General features: G+C 57.5%; 19 protein-coding genes. 12 read left to right on the top strand and 7 right to left on the bottom strand.

Annotated features, from left to right (window positions below; all coding sequences use genetic code 11):
• Positions 1-42 precede the first annotated feature (42 nt).
• The gene (locus IRT44_RS15930) at positions 43-237 is read left to right on the top strand and encodes a hypothetical protein (protein WP_171566712.1); all 195 of its coding nucleotides are present in this window, start codon (positions 43-45) and stop codon (positions 235-237) included.
• 18 nt (positions 238-255) lie between these two features.
• Here the strand turns inward: IRT44_RS15930 and IRT44_RS15925 are convergent, their stop codons facing one another.
• Positions 256-990, bottom strand: coding sequence for an alpha/beta hydrolase (locus tag IRT44_RS15925; protein WP_171566713.1), 735 nt, complete (start codon positions 988-990; stop codon positions 256-258).
• 307 nt (positions 991-1,297) lie between these two features.
• Between IRT44_RS15925 and pdhA the strand changes: the two genes are divergently transcribed.
• The 5 genes from pdhA (at position 1,298) to IRT44_RS15900 (ending at position 6,564) form a co-directional block, all read left to right on the top strand.
• The gene (gene pdhA / locus IRT44_RS15920; RefSeq protein WP_230076982.1) at positions 1,298-2,383 is read left to right on the top strand and encodes a pyruvate dehydrogenase (acetyl-transferring) E1 component subunit alpha; all 1,086 of its coding nucleotides are present in this window, start codon (positions 1,298-1,300) and stop codon (positions 2,381-2,383) included.
• Between the two features lie 3 nt (positions 2,384-2,386).
• Positions 2,387-3,367: an alpha-ketoacid dehydrogenase subunit beta gene (locus IRT44_RS15915; protein ID WP_171566715.1), complete on the top strand. Its 981-nt coding sequence runs from the start codon at positions 2,387-2,389 to the stop codon at positions 3,365-3,367.
• Between the two features lie 100 nt (positions 3,368-3,467).
• The gene (locus tag IRT44_RS15910; RefSeq protein ID WP_230076981.1) at positions 3,468-4,847 is read left to right on the top strand and encodes a dihydrolipoamide acetyltransferase family protein; all 1,380 of its coding nucleotides are present in this window, start codon (positions 3,468-3,470) and stop codon (positions 4,845-4,847) included.
• Between the two features lie 5 nt (positions 4,848-4,852).
• Complete coding sequence (lpdA, locus tag IRT44_RS15905) at positions 4,853-6,265, top strand: dihydrolipoyl dehydrogenase (RefSeq protein ID WP_212132533.1); 1,413 nt, start codon at positions 4,853-4,855, stop codon at positions 6,263-6,265.
• Between the two features lie 137 nt (positions 6,266-6,402).
• A complete protein-coding gene (locus IRT44_RS15900; protein ID WP_171566718.1) occupies positions 6,403-6,564 on the top strand; it encodes an aspartyl-phosphate phosphatase Spo0E family protein in 162 nt (53 codons plus the stop codon).
• Positions 6,565-6,575: 11 nt separating this feature from the next.
• On the opposite strand, the gene IRT44_RS15895 is transcribed toward IRT44_RS15900, so the two are convergent.
• Together IRT44_RS15895 and IRT44_RS15890 are read right to left on the bottom strand one after the other, a co-directional pair.
• The gene (locus IRT44_RS15895; protein WP_230076980.1) at positions 6,576-7,340 is read right to left on the bottom strand and encodes a DUF5937 family protein; all 765 of its coding nucleotides are present in this window, start codon (positions 7,338-7,340) and stop codon (positions 6,576-6,578) included.
• A 63-nt stretch (positions 7,341-7,403) separates the two neighbouring features.
• Entirely contained in the window at positions 7,404-7,556 is a 153-nt protein-coding gene (locus tag IRT44_RS15890) for a small acid-soluble spore protein P (RefSeq protein ID WP_230076979.1), read from the bottom strand.
• Positions 7,557-7,751: 195 nt separating this feature from the next.
• Between IRT44_RS15890 and IRT44_RS15885 the strand changes: the two genes are divergently transcribed.
• The gene (locus IRT44_RS15885) at positions 7,752-8,639 is read left to right on the top strand and encodes a HEPN domain-containing protein (protein WP_230076978.1); all 888 of its coding nucleotides are present in this window, start codon (positions 7,752-7,754) and stop codon (positions 8,637-8,639) included.
• Between the two features lie 170 nt (positions 8,640-8,809).
• Here IRT44_RS15885 and IRT44_RS15880 read toward each other — a convergent pair whose 3' ends face one another.
• A complete protein-coding gene (locus tag IRT44_RS15880; RefSeq protein WP_230076977.1) occupies positions 8,810-9,862 on the bottom strand; it encodes a phosphodiester glycosidase family protein in 1,053 nt (350 codons plus the stop codon).
• A 121-nt stretch (positions 9,863-9,983) separates the two neighbouring features.
• Here IRT44_RS15880 and IRT44_RS15875 point away from each other — a divergent pair, with 121 nt between their 5' ends.
• From IRT44_RS15875 to IRT44_RS15865, 3 genes are all read left to right on the top strand, one after another.
• Positions 9,984-10,127: a hypothetical protein gene (locus tag IRT44_RS15875; RefSeq protein ID WP_171566721.1), complete on the top strand. Its 144-nt coding sequence runs from the start codon at positions 9,984-9,986 to the stop codon at positions 10,125-10,127.
• Between the two features lie 141 nt (positions 10,128-10,268).
• On the top strand, positions 10,269-11,459 hold the full coding sequence (locus IRT44_RS15870; protein ID WP_171566722.1) for a DEAD/DEAH box helicase: 1,191 nt from the start codon (positions 10,269-10,271) through the stop codon (positions 11,457-11,459).
• 37 nt (positions 11,460-11,496) lie between these two features.
• Positions 11,497-11,652 carry a hypothetical protein gene (locus tag IRT44_RS15865; protein ID WP_171566723.1) on the top strand — a complete coding sequence of 52 codons (156 nt, stop codon included), beginning with the start codon at positions 11,497-11,499 and terminating at the stop codon, positions 11,650-11,652.
• A gap of 30 nt (positions 11,653-11,682) precedes the next feature.
• On the opposite strand, the gene IRT44_RS15860 is transcribed toward IRT44_RS15865, so the two are convergent.
• The gene (locus tag IRT44_RS15860) at positions 11,683-12,519 is read right to left on the bottom strand and encodes a serine/threonine protein kinase (protein ID WP_230076976.1); all 837 of its coding nucleotides are present in this window, start codon (positions 12,517-12,519) and stop codon (positions 11,683-11,685) included.
• Between the two features lie 109 nt (positions 12,520-12,628).
• Here IRT44_RS15860 and IRT44_RS15855 point away from each other — a divergent pair, with 109 nt between their 5' ends.
• Entirely contained in the window at positions 12,629-13,741 is a 1,113-nt protein-coding gene (locus IRT44_RS15855; protein WP_230076975.1) for a DUF3900 domain-containing protein, read from the top strand.
• A gap of 26 nt (positions 13,742-13,767) precedes the next feature.
• Positions 13,768-14,616, top strand: coding sequence for a DUF1444 family protein (locus IRT44_RS15850; protein WP_230076974.1), 849 nt, complete (start codon positions 13,768-13,770; stop codon positions 14,614-14,616).
• Here the strand turns inward: IRT44_RS15850 and IRT44_RS15845 are convergent.
• Together IRT44_RS15845 and IRT44_RS15840 are read right to left on the bottom strand one after the other, a co-directional pair.
• Positions 14,613-15,554: a hypothetical protein gene (locus tag IRT44_RS15845; RefSeq protein ID WP_230076973.1), complete on the bottom strand. Its 942-nt coding sequence runs from the start codon at positions 15,552-15,554 to the stop codon at positions 14,613-14,615. The genes IRT44_RS15850 and IRT44_RS15845 overlap by 4 nt on opposite strands.
• Before the next feature lie 23 nt (positions 15,555-15,577).
• Positions 15,578-16,624 carry a DUF2515 family protein gene (locus IRT44_RS15840; RefSeq protein WP_171566728.1) on the bottom strand — a complete coding sequence of 349 codons (1,047 nt, stop codon included), beginning with the start codon at positions 16,622-16,624 and terminating at the stop codon, positions 15,578-15,580.
• Positions 16,625-16,692: the final 68 nt, after the last annotated feature.

The following is a 16,692-nucleotide window of genomic DNA, read 5'->3' as shown; positions in this document are numbered from 1 at the left end:
ACTATAGGTAGCCAACAATAGGGAAAAGAAAGAGGGATGACGATGATTTCCCCCAAACAGCGCCAGTTGGTGCAGCGTCAGATGCAGCGGGACGAAAGCAGGATCGTCAACATTGTGTTGAGTGACGCCAGACAGGTGGCGGGTGAAATTGAAAAAGCCACCCATCAGGGTGTATACCTGACGGATGGCAGCTACTACCCGTATGCGGATATTCGGGAAATCAACGGATTGTACTGAGGGAACGCGACGCCGTTTTTACAGCGGCAGGGCGGGAAAAAAGTGGCGCAGACCGTCCGGCAGTTCCTTTTGCCACAGTCCCCAAACGTGGTTACCCGGTTTTTCGCGATACGACACGGCAGCATGCTTTTCCATGAGCGACTGCCGGGCGGCGCGGTTCCACTCCACAAAATCAAATGTGCCGATATGTGTCTCCACAGCAGTTTCCTCCAGCCCGACCACCATCCAGATGTCCAGCCAGGAGAGAGTGGATTCCTGAGCGATCCGATCCAGAGTCGGCTGGAAAAAAGCGCCGGAGAGAGACAGCACGCGTGTAAACAGATCAGGACGGTCCAGCGCGATGTGCAGGGAGACTGTTCCCCCCAGCGAGTCGCCCGCCAGGACGCGGGATTTTGGATCGCGACGCACCGGATAACGCTCCTCGATGTAGGGGAGCAGTTCGTCTGTAAAGAAGCGTTTGTATCCGTCATGGCGCGAACCGACGGGGGAGTATTCACTCGTCCGTTTGCTTCGTTCCACGGATACGCCGACGATGAGAAACGGCTCCACCCCATCTTCCAGGATCAGTTGATTGGCGATGGTGGCAATCCGGCCCATGGTAAAAAAATCGTTGCCGTCCTGGCAGTAGACGACTGGATATGAGAGCAGTTCGTTGTATCCGGGCGGAAGGTATACCTTGACGGAACGGGGAGTGTCCACGTGAAGGCTGGGCACTTCTTCTTTGACAATTGTACGTTTTACATAGTCGGACATGGCGATCCGCCTCCTAAGTGCAGGAATTTCCGAACTTAGCCTTGAAAAAAACTGATACAGATTTTATAGTAAATGATAACAGCAAGGAAATAAACCCTGTAATATCAATAGTATAACACGTTAAACAGATGATTGTACTGCGATATAACAGGGTGTGCGATCGTGTTTGTAAGCACTTTCAGCACAGGTGAAATTTCCCCAATGTTTTTTAGGCAGTTTTCCCTTTCTGCACGAGCGCGGCTCTGGTTGCGCCGGTGTCGGTGAGGGGCTGTCTCGTTTCCACGATACCAGTGACGAGGTGAAAGTGATGAGTGTGAAAACTGCTGTTGAAAAAACAGGCAACAACACCCCGCTGCAAATCCTTGCTCCAGACGGTAAAGTTGTTCGTCCTGACCTGATGCCCAAGCTCTCCGATGATGAACTGCGTGAACTGATGCGCAGAATGGTCTTTACCCGTGTGTGGGACCAGCGTGCCATCAGCCTGAACCGTCAAGGCCGTCTCGGCTTCTACGCCCCTGTGGCCGGTCAGGAAGCGTGCATGATCGGATCGGAAGCGGCCCTGTCCAAAGAAGACTTCATCCTGCCGAGCTACCGCGACATCCCGCAAATGGTGTGGCACGGCTTCCCGCTGTACAAGGCGTTCCTGTACTCCCGCGGGCATATTGAAGGCGGCCGCATCCCCGAAGACGTCAATGTGCTGATGCCGCAAATCATCATCGCAGCTCAATGTACCCAAGCTGCCGGCGTTGCCATGGGGTACAAGCTGCGCGGCGAAAAGCGCGTGGCCATCACCTACTTTGGCGACGGTGCCACCTCTCAGGGCGACTTCTACGAAGGCATGAACTTTGCCGGCGTCTACAAACTGCCGGTGATCTTCTTCTCGCAAAACAACGGCTACGCCATCTCCGTTCCGTTTGAGAAACAAACCGCTGCTGAGAATATCGCGGTCAAAGCGGTTGCAGCCGGTATCGCCAGCGCGCGTGTAGACGGCATGGACGTCTTGGCCGTTTACCACGCTGTCCAAGAAGCGAAACAGCGCGGCATCAACGGTGAGGGCGCTACTCTGATCGAGGCGCTTACCTACCGCTATGGTCCGCACACCATGGCCGGCGATGACCCGACCCGTTACCGCACCGGGGAAGAGCAAGGCGAATGGGAGCAAAAAGACCCGCTGATCCGCTTCCGCAAGTTCCTGGAAAGCAAAGGTCTGTGGAGCGAAAAAGACGAAGAAGCCGTCATTGAAGAAGCGAAACAGGCGGTTGCCGACGCCATCAAGAAAGCGGACGAAACGCCGAAGATGAAAGTGAGCGAACTGATCGACGTCATGTTTGAAACACTGCCGCCGGCGCTGGAAGAGCAGAAGGCAGAATATCTGGCGAAGGAGTCGAAGTAAGCCATGGCACAAATGACTATGATTCAAGCCATCACGGATGCATTGCGCTGTGAACTGAAGCGCGACGAAACCGTTCTCGTCTTCGGGGAAGACGTAGGGAAAAACGGTGGGGTCTTCCGCGCGACAGAAGGTCTGCAAGCTGAGTTCGGTGAACATCGCGTGTTTGACACGCCGCTGGCAGAGTCCGGTATCGGCGGTCTGGCCGTGGGTCTGTCCGTCAACGGCTTCCGTCCGGTTGCGGAAATCCAGTTCTTTGGTTTTGTGTTTGAAACCTTTGACGCGATCGCGTCCCAGGCTTCCCGGATGCGCTACCGTTCCGGCGGGCGCTTCCACAGCCCGATCACGTTCCGCTCCCCGTTTGGCGGCGGCGTGAAAACTCCGGAGCTGCACGCTGACTCGCTGGAAGGCCTGATTCTGCAGACCCCTGGCGTGAAAGTGGTCATCCCGTCCAACCCGTACGATGCAAAAGGGCTGTTGATCTCCGCGATCCGCGACAACGATCCGGTCGTGTTCCTGGAGCACATGAAACTGTACCGCTCCTTCCGTCAGGAGGTGCCGGAGGGCGAGTACACCATCCCGCTGGGCAAGGCCAATGTGGTGAAGGAAGGCAGCGACGTTACCATCATCACCTATGGCGCCATGGTTCATACCAGTCTGAAAGCGGCGGAAGAGATCGAGAAGGCGCGCGGCGCGAAAGTGGAAGTGATCGACCTGCGCACCATCAATCCGATCGACATCGACACGATCGTGGAATCGGTGAAAAAGACCAACCGTGCCATCGTCGTGCAGGAAGCGCAAAAAACTTCCGGCGTAGCTGCCGAAATCATCGCTCAAATCAACGAACGCGCCATCCTGCACCTGGAAGCGCCGGTGCTTCGCGTGGCCGCGCCGGATACGGTATACCCGTTCGCGCAGGCAGAAGACATCTGGCTGCCTGATGTAAAACGCGTCGTGGACGGCCTGACGCAAGTTCTCGACTTTTAACGATTGAACTGCACATGCGGCGGAAAGATCAGCTTTCCGCCTTCTTTAGGCACACCTGTGAGCGATTACGTCGGAGCGTTTATTTTAAGGAGGAGATAACGTGAGTCGTTTTACATTCAGACTCCCGGAGCTTGGCGAGGGCATCCATGAAGGCGAAATCGTCAAATGGCACGTGAAGCCGGGGGATACCGTTGAAGAAGACCAAGTAATCATGGAAGTGCAAAATGACAAGGCGGTCGTGGAAGTACCGTCTCCGGTCAAAGGGAAAGTGCTGGAACTGAAAGTGACCGAGGGCACTGTTTCCGTCGTCGGCGATCCGCTGATCGAATTTGAAGTCGAAGGCGATCTGCCCAACCTGCCGGATCACGGTCATGGAGAAGCTCCGGCTGCGGCCGAGCCCGCAAAAGAAGACAAGATGGAACCGGGCTGCGACATTGGCTCCCAAGTAAGCGCCAACGCCAACCAGCCGATGGACACGCCGATGGCGCAGGCGACTGCAGCAGCAGCACCTGTAGACCGCAAACACGTGCTGGCAACGCCGTCCGTGCGCAAATACGCGCGGGAAAAAGGCGTTCAGCTCGCACTGGTGCCAGGCACCGGCAAATTGGGCCGCATCACGCGCGAAGACGTAGACCGCTTCCTCGCAGGCGGCGCGGCACCCGCACAAGCTCAAGCTGCCCAAGCGCAGGCTGAAGCGGCTGCACCTGCAGATCAAGCGCCGACCGGCGTACAGCAAGCGGCTGCTGCACCGACCGTACACTACACTGCACAAGCAGGCGAAGTGGAGGAGCGCGTTCCGCTCAAAGGCATTCGCAAAGCCATCGCCAAAGCAATGGTCAAATCGGCGTACACCGCTCCGCACGTTACCATTTTCGACGAAGTGGATGTCACCGAGCTGGTGGCCATGCGCAAGGAAGCCAAACCGCTGGCAGAGGAGCGCGGTGTAAAACTGACCTATCTGCCGTTCATCGTCAAGGCGGTCGTGGCCGGACTGAAAAAGTTCCCGGAACTGAACGCTTCCATCGACGAAGAAAAACAAGAGATCGTCTACAAAAAGTACTATAACATCGGCATTGCCACTTCCACCGACGACGGTCTGTTGGTGCCGGTTGTCAAAGCGGCAGACCGCAAATCCATCTTTGAAATCGCCGGCGAAATCAGTGAACTGGCGAAGAAATCGCGCGAACGCAAGGCGACGGCAGACGAGCTGAAAGGCTCCACCTTCAGCATCACCAATATCGGTTCCGCTGGCGGCATGTTCTTCACGCCGATCATCAACTACCCGGAAGTTGCCATTCTCGGTGTAGGCCGCATCAGCGAAAAACCGGTAGTGAAAAACGGCGAAATCGTGGTCGGACAAGTGCTGTCCCTGTCGCTCAGCTTTGACCACCGCCTGATTGACGGCGAACCGGCGCAGCGTTTCGTCAACTACGTGAAGCAGCTCCTGGAGAATCCGACGCTGCTCGTCATGGAGGGATAACAACAATGGTAGTAGGGGAATTTACCACAGAAGTTGACGTTCTCGTCATCGGCGCCGGTCCGGGCGGTTATGTGGCGGCCATTCGCGCCGCCCAACTGGGCAAATCCGTCGCCGTGGTGGAGAAAGCAGACCTGGGCGGTGTGTGCCTCAATGTCGGCTGCATTCCGTCCAAAGCAATGATTCACGCCGCTCACACGTATGAGCATGCTCAGCACACGGCGAACATGGGCATTACCATGGAAAACGTAAAAGTGGACTTCGCCAAAGTCCAGGAATGGAAAAACGGCATCGTCAAGCAGTTGACCGGCGGCGTTGCTTCGCTGTTCAAGGGCAACAAGATTCAGGTAATCCCCGGCGAAGCGCTGTTTGTCAACGAAAACGAAGTACGGGTCTTCCACGGTTACGACGTGAACCGCTACCGTTTTAACCACTGCATCATCGCGACGGGGTCCCGTCCGATCGAACTGCCGGCGTTCCCGTTTGGCAAGCGCGTGCTCTCCTCGACGGAAGCCCTGTCCCTGACGGAAATTCCGAAGAGCCTGGTCGTAATCGGCGGCGGCTACATCGGAATTGAGCTTGGTACCGTCTTTGCCAAGTTTGGCACGAAGGTAACCATTTTGGAAGGCTCTGACCAAATCCTGCCGGGATTCGAGCCGGAGATGACCCGCCTGGTAGAACGCAAGCTGAAAAAGCTGGGCGTGGACATCAATGTCAAAGCGCTCGCCCAAGGCATGGAGGAAAAGGAAGACGGCGTGGTCGTCACTGCGGAAGTAAAAGGAGAGCAGAAGCAGTTTGATGCAGAATACGTGCTGGTAACCGTCGGCCGCCGTCCCAACACGGACGAACTGGGCGTACGCGACATCGGCATGAACCTGACCGATCGCGGCTACATTGTGGTGGACAAACAGGGCCGCACCAACATCCCCAACGTCTACGCGATCGGGGACATCGTTGCCGGTCCGGCTCTGGCCCACAAGGCGTCCTACGAGGGCAAAGTGGCGGCGGAAGCAATCGCCGGTCTTCCGTCCGAAGTGGACTACAAGGCCATCCCCGCTGTCGTTTTCTCCGATCCGGAGATCGCCAGCGTCGGGATCAGCGAAAGAGAAGCCAAAGAACAGGGCATCGACTACGTGGCGGGCCGCTTCCCGTTTGCCGCGAACGGCCGCGCGCTGTCTGTCAATGCCGGTGAAGGCTTCGTGAAACTGATCGCCGAAAAAGGCACCAACCTGGTGCTGGGCGCCCAGATTGTCGGACCGGAGGCGTCCAACATTATCGCCGAAATTGGTCTGGCCATCGAGATGGGAGCGACGCTGGAAGACATCGAGCTCACCATTCACGCTCACCCGACCCTGGGCGAAGTGACGATGGAAGCTGCGGAACTGGCTCTCGGCCATCCGATTCACGTGCTGAACAAGTAAACGCACAACATGCCCTGCATCAGCAACAGATGCGGGGCTTCCTTTTTTTGATGCGTTCTCGCTGGCATTCTCCTCTTTCCATGCATTATCAATTAATGTAAAATAGTGGTTGACTGAGTCGGTGGGGGTCTGGCAGCATGAAAATTACGCAGAAGAAGATTGATGATCTGCGGCAGCAACTGGAACGCGCAGCCAAAGATGCCGGTTACAATTTTAACGACCCTAAAATTGTGAGGATGAGTCAACAACTGGATCGGTTAATCGTTGCGCACATGCTGCAATACGCAAAACGCCCTTAACAGGGCGTTTTTCATTGTTCAAAACGATAAAGCAGGTGAGCAGTTTCCCCTTTTTTGATGAGAGAAGCAGCGGCAGTGTAAAAATGGCTGGGGGAGAGGACCAACTGCTGGACGGGTTGAGCGCCGGGATCTCCGTTTTCCCATACGAGCTGTTCCTGCTCGTCGTCATAGCGGAAGCGGGGATCGATTATCCGCAAATAGGACGTGATCTCATCCAGTGATCGCAGCGACAGATGGATGCGTTCCGCTTCCCGTACAAACCGGGGCGCCAACGCCTCCCACTGCGAGGCGAAAAAAAGCTGCCAGTAGGTGGAGAGAAACAGATTGAAGCGCCCTTTAACAAACGCAGGGTCTTCCCGAAGGTCAGCTGCCAGCGGAACATCCTCACAGCGAGTCTCCCATGCGTCCAGCATCGGCCGCAGGTTGTCCACAAACGCTTCTTCGGACAGCGTGAAGAAGTAATTGTATTGATCGTCAACGGCCATCACGCCTCGCGTTTGCACAGGATCAAACGCGTCGGGGATGGCGCGGGTAAACATCGGACGGAAGTATTCCCAGTCTGATGAGATGCGGGCGGCACGAAAGCCGGCCAGTACGTCCGCGGCCCAGTCGGCCAGACGCGGGTCGGGCGTTTCCTGAGCCAGTGCGTGGAGGCTTGCCGCCAACTCGTACAAGGGAGAAACACTGTAGCTGATTTTGTGCGGAAGTGGGCTGCCGCCCGAAAGCGGAATGAGAATCATGATTGGTTGACCTCCATCCAAGGATACTGTATTCATGATAGTTCATCCTTGTGGGACAATTCAATCATTTGATTGTAATAAACAGGAAGGCTCGGCGGATCAGCCTTCCCTCGTCTTTACCTGGCGCGAGTGATTCGCCTGCTTTACCTTTTTGGAGCCGGGCATCGGCTCGCCGGTCTGTTCCATGGGTTGGTAGGTGTTGTTGTACATCTGATGGGGATTTTCTTCGCGTACGCGATCCTTGTCCATCATCATATCAACTCCTTTTTGTATAGCATGCCGGACAAGCAGGATGACGAACCATAGGAATTGCTGGTATTCTATAAGGAAGCATGTTGCAGACTGCAGAGTAGATGACATAACATTTATTATGTAATCTTTTTGGGCTGAACCAAGACTGCCCGTCGGCCGGACGCACCTGTAAAGAGCCGGAAAGGAGACACGCCCATGCCGTATCTGATTGCCCCGGTCTTTAACTCAACGACGCTCAGACCGGTTCGGATTGAATTACCTCAGTCGTTTCTGCTGCTGTCGGGAGAAGAAAAACTGTACAAGCTGGCCTCCCGTTTTCTTAAAAACCAAATGGACGAGAGCCGTCTGCTGTTTGACCGCAAAGTAAGGGCGGACAGCCTGTTTTTGTTTGCCGAATACCCTGATTTGAAGGTAAGGCAGGACCAAGCCTGGATCGAAGAAATTGAACAAAAGCTGAACCTGTCGGCATTGGACGGCATCTGCTCCATCCCGTACATCATCACGGCCCAGCCGCCGGTGTTTGGGATCACCTATTTGAAGCGGTCCAATGACGGGAAGAAATTTATCTTCGACGAGCGGACCGAAGAAATTTTTCAGTCCCTCATCTGGGACAAGCCGTCCCTGCCTCAACTGGCCGTTCGCCGCTACGCCCTCTCCCTGGAGAAGAAAAATCTGGAGGATCAACTGCTGGACTTGTGGATTGCGCTGGAATCGCTGTTTGTGCCCGACGGCAAAAAAGGAGAGATCACCTACAAGCTGCGGCTGCGCATGGCCTATTACTTCGGGGATACGTATGCCGAACGGGAACAGGTGGCCCAGTTTGTCAAGCGCTCCTACAACCACCGCTCGGAGATCGTCCACAGCGGGAAGATGCTGGGCAAAGCGTTGGAGCACGATGTGCGCCGCCTGCGGCAAATGGCGCGCGCGGTTATTTTAAACACGGCGATGGAGGGCATTACGCTGCAGGAATTGCGCATACGGCTGGACGAGCTGGTCATCGCCGGAGAGAGTTACGCCAGCCGGTACAAGCCCGCCTTCTTTGAACGAGTAAACTTGGAGTCGATAAACAAGCGAAAATCATGAGTGTTCTCCTGGAGATAAACTCCAGGTGCCGGACAAATCGAGTGGATGCAAAACAGGCAGCCCGACACTTTCTGTAAGCGGGCTGCCTGTTTTTGATGCGTGAGACTGACCATGCGGCGTGGCGGAATGCTGCGGATGGGGGCGTGGTTCAAACTGGACAACGGTTGGTCTTAGTAGACGGCCCATGCATTGGGCAAAAAGCGGCCGCGTTCGTACGGGCAGGATGTCCTGGTGATGGCTTCCCCGTTGTACAGCATCATCGAGCTGGACCCGCCGTCCATGGCCATCGCATTGACGACGCCCCGTGCTGCCAGGATTTCCGCGACGTCGTTCATGCTGGCCCCGATGGAGTGGCCGGGCTGCCGTCCGTCGATGACCAGGAACACGATGGTGCCGTCCGCTTTTTGGCCGACAGCGGTGCGCGGCTGTATCCCCCAGCTTTTGGCGGGCTTGTCCGCAAACAGGTTTTTGCCGTTGACGATGAGCTGCGGCCGGAAACTCATCGCGTCCCGAACGCCCATGTTTACCAACTCCTGGGCGGAGTAATTGCCGGTCACCAGCCTGCCGTCGTAAGTGATGCCCAAGGCTGTTTCCCCGCTCTTGGGGTTGTACCCCTGCAGGATTTTGCCGTCCTTGATCACCACGCCGTACGCTTTGGTTCCCTTGCCGTAGCCGTCCGGGTCGTAAAACCCGCTGGCGTTGACGATCCCGATGGCGTTGTACTTCTTGGCGAACTCGTCGAGAAGATCGCCCCGGTCTTTGCGCGTGGTGACGACCAGATGGACGCGGTTGGGATCGCTGATGTACATCAGCTTGCCTTTGAAATAATAACTGCCGCGCGCTTCGTCGATCTCCTCGATCTCGATCAGCTCCCTTGGCTTTTCCGGCGCGGGGATGTCGACCGGCCGGACGCCCGGCTGCTTCGTGTCCGCCACCGAATTAATGACGACAGGATTGCGAATCTGTCTTTTTAGTTCTTCCAATTTGTCGTCGGGCAAAAACGTGTACGGTGCCCAGTAGTCGTGCTGCGTCGTCAGCAGCGTGCCGGCTGCCCATTCCCGCAGCTCTTCGCCCGTATCCGTGCAAAACAGAAAGAGCGCGCCTCCCAGGGCAAGGGTGGAAAACGTGAACGTGCAGACAGCCGTCAACCGCCAGAACCAGTTCCACCGCCGGCTGCGCCGATGCCTTCGCTTCCGCGTCAAGGTTCGTGACAAGGTGGTCATGCGTGATCTTCCCTACATTCATATTTATTTTTGTCGTATAAGTTTGACGATCGGACGGGAAAAAAGTTTCAGGGGACAGCGGGAGCGTTGGCGGACAGACTAACTGCAGGAGGTGAGGCGCATGCGCGGTTATGACAAGGAATTTCAACAACAGGTGGAAGAGTACATGAAAAATCCGCCCGGGACGCACAACCAGCACAGCGAGAAAGATCGGCACGACAAAATGGAAAAACGGGAAACCCGTCTCGATTCCAACAACCGTTGAGGGCATCAGGCGGATTTCAGCCGGATGGATCAGGTGGACGTACGGGTTGGATCAAGCGTTGAGGCATCCTGATTGGCGGTTTCGCTTGGCAGTCATTTGTGGTAAGCTTACCCATGATCATGTCTTGCCAGGAGGATTGTTGTGAGTACCACGTTTGCTGATTTCAAGCTGAGCGCACCGCTGTTGGAAGCGCTTGAGGAACGAAACATGAAGCGGCCCACACCCGTGCAGCAGGATGCCATTCCCGTCATTCAGAGCGGCCGAAACGCTCTGGTGGAATCGCCGACGGGAACGGGGAAAACGCTGGCCTATCTGCTGCCGCTGATCGACAAAGTGGAAGCGGACACCAAGGAGCTGCAGGTGCTGGTGTTGGCACCGACGCATGAATTGGTAATGCAGATTGCCAGAGAGGCGGAGCCGCTGCTTGCAAAAAAAGGGGCAACCGTGGTGCCGATCATCGGCGGCGTCGATGTGAAGCGGCAGGTGGAGCGCCTGAAAAAACGGCCGGCGCTGATTGCCGCCACACCGGGACGTCTGCTGGAGCTGATTGAGCAGCGGAAAGTAAAGGTGCACACCGTCAAAGCAGTGGTGGTGGATGAAGCCGACCGTCTTTTGGACGAAGGGTTTTCGCGACCGGTCCAGGACGTGTTGAAACGGACGATGCGGGACACGCAGCGGCTGTTTTTCTCCGCTACCTTATCAGAACAGGTGGTGCAGCTTGCCTCGGCGCTTGCCGCCGAACCAGTGGTGATCCGATCGGCGGCGCCGGAGAACACGGCGGGTGTGGCGCACATGTACCTGGTCAGCGATCCCCGCAAAAAGGCGGACACGCTGCGTCGGCTGCTGCGTCTCGTCAACGCACGCGCGTCGATCGTGTTTGTCAATCAGATCGACAAGGTGGAGGAGATCACCGCCAAGCTCACATATCACCACCTGCCGTGCCGGTTGCTGCACCGTGACGCCAGCAAGGAGGAGCGGGCCCATACTTTGCAGCAGTTTCGCAACGGTGCATTTCCCGTCCTGATTACCACGGACGTGGCGGCCCGCGGTCTTGACATACCGGGCGTGGAATGCATCGTCCATTACGATCCCGCTCCCGATGCGGATACCTACATCCACCGCAGCGGCCGTACCGGCCGGATGGGACGGGCGGGTCTGGTCTTTTCCATTGTCACGCCGCAGGAGTTGTTTATCGTCCGCAAGTTTGCCAAGCAGACCGGTTTGTCCATCGTGGAAAAAGCGATGTCGTACGGTGCGCTGGTCGATCCCTCTGAGCTGCGCAAAAAGAACAGCGGCCGCGTACATAAGAAAGGACGCTTTCGTACAAAGTAGGAAAAGGAATACCTATTGATGCCCACAGGAGGTCCCCATGCGCAAAGATCGATTGGATGAAGAAGCTCTGCTGGTAAACGGCCCTGTTGGCGGCGAGCGCCTCTCCAAAAGCGAGCGGCAAACGCTGCGCCGGGAAGCGGGGGAACTGAAACGGCAGATGGAAACGGCCAAGAAGCAGCCGATTCACGAGTAAGCAAAAAAGAGCAGACGCAATCGGTATTGTTCATCGATTGGACTGCTCTTTTTTCACGTTCAAATACCCATCCAGATCAGCGAGCCACTCCTCGACACTGTCGTATGCCGGGTCGATTTGCAGCAGGCGGCGGATCATCTCCCGGATCTGCGGGGAGAGCGTCAACTCTTCTTCCCAACTGCGCTCCGGCTGGTTCTCATCTGCGCGATACCCGGAGTAGAGCAAAAACAGGAAAAAGTGGCCGAGGGCATACAGGTCGCTTGTCGGCTCCACTTGCCGCTTCAACTGTTTTTCCTCCGGATAGTCACTCAGGTCCTGGGCGATGTAGGTGGGCGGATCTCCCTGGAACCGGGCCAGTCCGAAGTCGATCAGATGGAGCCTGCCTTCCTGCCAGATCACGTTGGGGATGCGGATGTCGCGATGAATGACGTTTTTTTCGTGCAGATACGCGACCAGCTCATCCACCTGCCGCATCAAGCGGGCCGCTTCCCACTCACTGAGCGCGGTCCCCTCTTCGAACAGCAGCTCTTCCAGCGTCGGCCCGGCGATGTATGACATCACCAGAAACGAATCGTTCCCGTGCCGAAACGACTCCAGCCAGCGCGGGATCTGCGGGTGGGAGAGGGCGGCCAGCACTCGCTGTTCGTAGTGCTGCATCGCTTCTCCCTTGGGGGAGCGGCGCAGGCTGGGCTTCACCTGTTTGATCACGACAACCCGTCCGGACGGGAGATGGACGGCCCGGTAGGCGATTCCGTAGCTGCCCATGCCCAGCACCTCTTCGATCCGGTAGCTGCCGACCAGCATGCCGGGCTTGTACGGTCTGTCGCGCACGTTGAGGTTCCACCAGGCGCAAAGCTGTTTCCACATGAAGTGTCCCTCCTGTCTCCATGATACCATTTTCGGAAAAACGCCTGACCGTTTTTTCCGGCTTTGCTATAATCATGTCGTTCAGATATGGGACAGGAGCGAAGAACTGATGAATTTTGTCATCGATTGGCTGACGTTTTTTTTGATCGAACAACCGGAAGGAGAGGGAGGCGCCAAGCACGTTCGGATGAGCCGGTTCTTGTCCGGGGATGAATACCAGAAAAGCGAGCTGCGCCCGTTCTTGGACGGGGAATTTGCCCGGATTGCCAAGCGCAAGGTGGAGCCGAACCCGAAGAGCGAAGCCAGCCCAACCAAGCTGGGCCGCTTTGTGCTGGAGGAGGGACATCCGCTGGAGTCCAACCCCAATTACGCCCTGCTGCAGCGGCTCTTGGCCGCAGAGACGCCGGGGGAGAGCAGGGAACCTTGTCAGGAGCTGGTTCAGTCCTATCTGCGCACATCCCAGGTGAGGGGCGGGGTGCTCCTGGTCGTCCGCACACGGCTGGAAACGCTGGACGACCGGTACGTATTCATACTCAAATGCGACTTTGAACAGAAAACGGCCATCATCACTGATGAACACAGCCTGATCGCCAACGTCAACATGGCGATCAGCGCGAAAAACATGAAGTCGCTGATGTACCCGCACATGGTCGAGCAGGGGATGAACGATCCGTATCACGTGAAGATCCATCAATTTTCCCATGCCCGGTACTTTGAAGAATTTATGCGTTTCATTGAATATCCGCAAACGCTGACCCAGCTCGTCTCGGAAGAAGTGCTGTCACTGGCCCGTCAGCACATCGAATACGTCTATCCGGAAGAAACGGAGGAGCGGCAGCGGGCAGAAGAGGAGATCGAGCTGATCGCCGCCAGCCCCAAGCGGGAACTGGCCGAAAAATGGGAACACGACACGGTGATGGAAGCCGCGCAGATCATCACCGAGCGGCAGCCGGAAGCAGAGCTGAAATTCAAGCTGGACCACATGCAGGTGCGGGCACTGTTGGCCGACTACGGGATCAATCTGCACATCGCCAAGACAAACGGCCGGTACGTGGTGCTGCTGGAAGGAGATGCGCTGCAGTTCGAACGGGGCGTATCACCTGTGGAATTTGCCAAGCCCAAAAGCCTGCATGAGGTCATAAGCGAGATTGAGGAACGCAGCCGTTCCTGCTCGGCAGCGCCGCCCGCCGCCGATCCGGACGACCGGCCGCCGTGGGAGTGAGATATGACAAACGAGGGGGAATCATCATGACAAACAATGTGCGCCAGTCACTGAAGCGGCGGGTCGTCGAACTGATCGGCAGGGAACTGCCGGACGAGCTGTTTTGCGAAGCGGAGGAGGACAGCCTCAGCATCATGCGGCGAGCGGACGGCTCGCCAATCGTGTCCGCGATCCCGTTGGAGCCGCTTTATCGCCGCGTAGAGGACAAGCCGGATGAGCGGCGGACGGCTCTATACGCATTTGTCTCCCGCGTGCTCGCCGCCGTTCGCGGGCAGACGGCTGATCGCACCTTGGCCGGACGGGAAAGTCGGATCTATCCAGTCCTGCGGCATGCCTCGCTGCTCCGGGAGAATTCCGGGCGCTGGGTGTCTCGTCCGCACACGGAGGAGACGGCCATCCTGTACGCCTTGGACCACGGTGAGGGGTATACCCTGATTGAACGGGTGGCGTTGGCGGAAGCGGGCTGGTCGGAGGAGGAGCTGCACCGCCATGCGATGGCCAATCTGCAGGGACTGCCCGTTCCCATCAAGACACAGCTGGTGGGACCCAACCGCATTCATTTTATCAGTCCGCGCGACGGGTATGCAGCCAGCCGCGTGCTGCTCACATCCATGCTGGAGGAGATGGAACGCAGCAAGACAGGGGATGCCCTCGGCGTGGCTGTTCCCCATCAGGACGTGTTGATCGTGGCCGATCTGCACGGTGAGACCGGGGCCACGCTGCTGGCCCGGCTCGCGCAAGATTTCGCGGCCAAAGGGCCCGTGCCAATCTGTCCGCTCCCCTTTTTCTGGGAAAAGGGTGAATTGGTGCCGTTCCTGGTGGTGCAGCATGGCACTCACCCCCGCGTCAGGAAGCAGACGAACCGTCGAGATTAGGCGGCGGATGCACCGGCAGCCTGCATCAGTTCGATAAACCGGCCCGATTCGTGGATGAGCCAGTAGGGATGGCGTGGACCGCGTATGTACAGTTCAGCCGCAGTCTGCAGCATGCGCTCCACCCTGCGCATGTCGCCCACCCGTCTGGCGCATTCTCCCATGATCATCCAGGGGTACAGGTCGCCGGTCTGAAAGATGTCGTAGTGGGGAAAGGCGGCCGTAATGCGCTCGTACAGGCCGCTGGTTGCATCGGGGGAGGCCAGTCCGTACACGATCGGAAACGCCTGGGAGGTGACGTCCGGGTACCACTTGCGCCAGCCGGGATACTTGCGATCGTACATCGCGTAGGCTGCCCGCGCCGGGCTGTACATCGCCGCAATTCCCCTGCGGCAGGCTTCCGCCCGATACCGCGCTTCCTTCGCCAGCGCGTCGTCACCGATAGCTGCAAACAGGGTGGCCGCATCTTCCAGTCCGACGGCCACTTCGCAATTGTCCATCAAATATTTGACCCGATACGAATGCTTCGCCCAGGTCAACCCGTCTTTTTGCTGCAGCCGCCCCACTGCCTGAAGCATTTTGGCCAACTCATCCCGGCGCTGCCGCAGCCAGTCTGTGTCGCCGGTGAGCCGCAGCCATTCCACAAGCAGACTGAAAAGCGTGGCGTGATAGCTGTCCTCGCTGTCGGCATTGCCGGTGTCCACTTCCCGTTCGCCGTCCAGCCGGTAGTCGTTGATGTAACCGCGTTCGTTGACGTGGTCCAGATACCAATCCACGTACTTTCGCACTGCCTCCCCTTCGCCGAGCCGGACCAGGGAGATCAGCGCCAGGTTGGTGAAGTACGGATTGATCTGGACGCGCCTGGGGGCCAGCCGAAATGCGCCGCTCGACAGTTGGCAGCCCAGCAGATACGCCTTCTGGTTTTCGATCAATGATTTCACGCTTCCGACACCTCCACATCGTGTCATTTCATGGCCGTAATCCTCTCCAACCCTTTCTCGGCGAGCTGCAGCGAGCGCAGATACGCCTCGCTCTCCATTGTCGGCAGATCATCCTCGTCTTCCAGCGCCTCCAGCCATTTCTCGTCACGATACCAGTCCACGCCGTCAGCCGGGGCGTGTTCCACATCCGGCCAGACAGCGCTCAGCACTGGGCTGTACAGCTTGGGACAGCCCGGCCGCAGCGCAGTGCCGTCGATGCGCGGCACGTAGACGGGGGCCGCTATTTCGTCGTGAGGTTTGGGAGAAAACAGGTGGGGCCAGTAATCGGCACGCGATCCCGTATGCGGAATGCGCTCCGCCCACCTGACAATCGCCTCGTGCCGTTGGTCATCGGCGTAGAGGAGCCGGTACAGCGTCTTGCCTGTGGATATGCGCTGCCGGACAGCGGGAAAACGGTTTGTCGCGATGCCGACGATGCTCAGCCGCCGGTCGGCGGGATGGGCCTTGTAGGGAAACAACACCTGGTTGAGCGAAAGCACGGACTGCACCTGATCCGTGAGGTTGGCTAAGACCTGCTCTCGGATGAACGGTTTGCGCACCACGCGCTGCTCAATGTACTGCTGTTCGTTGACGATCAGGGCGCGGGTGAGCCGCACGCTGTCCTTCTTTTCCAGAAACTCGCGCCACACTGGCTGCATGAAGCGGGAGACACCGAGGTGGGGCAGGAGGTGAGTCAGATCGGTTCCTGTCCGCTTCATCTCCGCATAGAGCAGCAGTTGGGCGTAGGCGTCGTGAAAAATCAGCCAGTTGTTTCGCTCCAAAAACCAGAAAAACGCCCGGATGTCCTGCTCGTCGATCAGGCGGGGGAGCCATTCGCCGCACAGATCGGTCATGCTCCAGCCGCTGTTGCGGGAGACCAGGTGGGCAAGCAGGGCCCAGTGCACTTCCGGGTGCTCGCGATAGAATGCGAGGTAGGCGGCCGTGCGGCTCACATTGTTGCGGTTGGCTGCCGCTGTCCGCCGACGAATCTCAGCGACCAGCGACATGTCGTGCGTGATGAAGGAAGACATGATGTTGCGCTCCTTGTGCAGTGGTTTTTCAGCAGGTGATACGCCAAGCGGCCCATTGGAGAACAGGG

Source organism: Brevibacillus sedimenti (assembly GCF_020923495.1).
Lineage (GTDB): Bacteria > Bacillota > Bacilli > Brevibacillales > Brevibacillaceae > Brevibacillus > Brevibacillus aydinogluensis.
The sequence above is the reverse complement of the archived record's forward strand: the minus strand, read 5'-3'. Positions and strand labels throughout refer to the sequence as shown.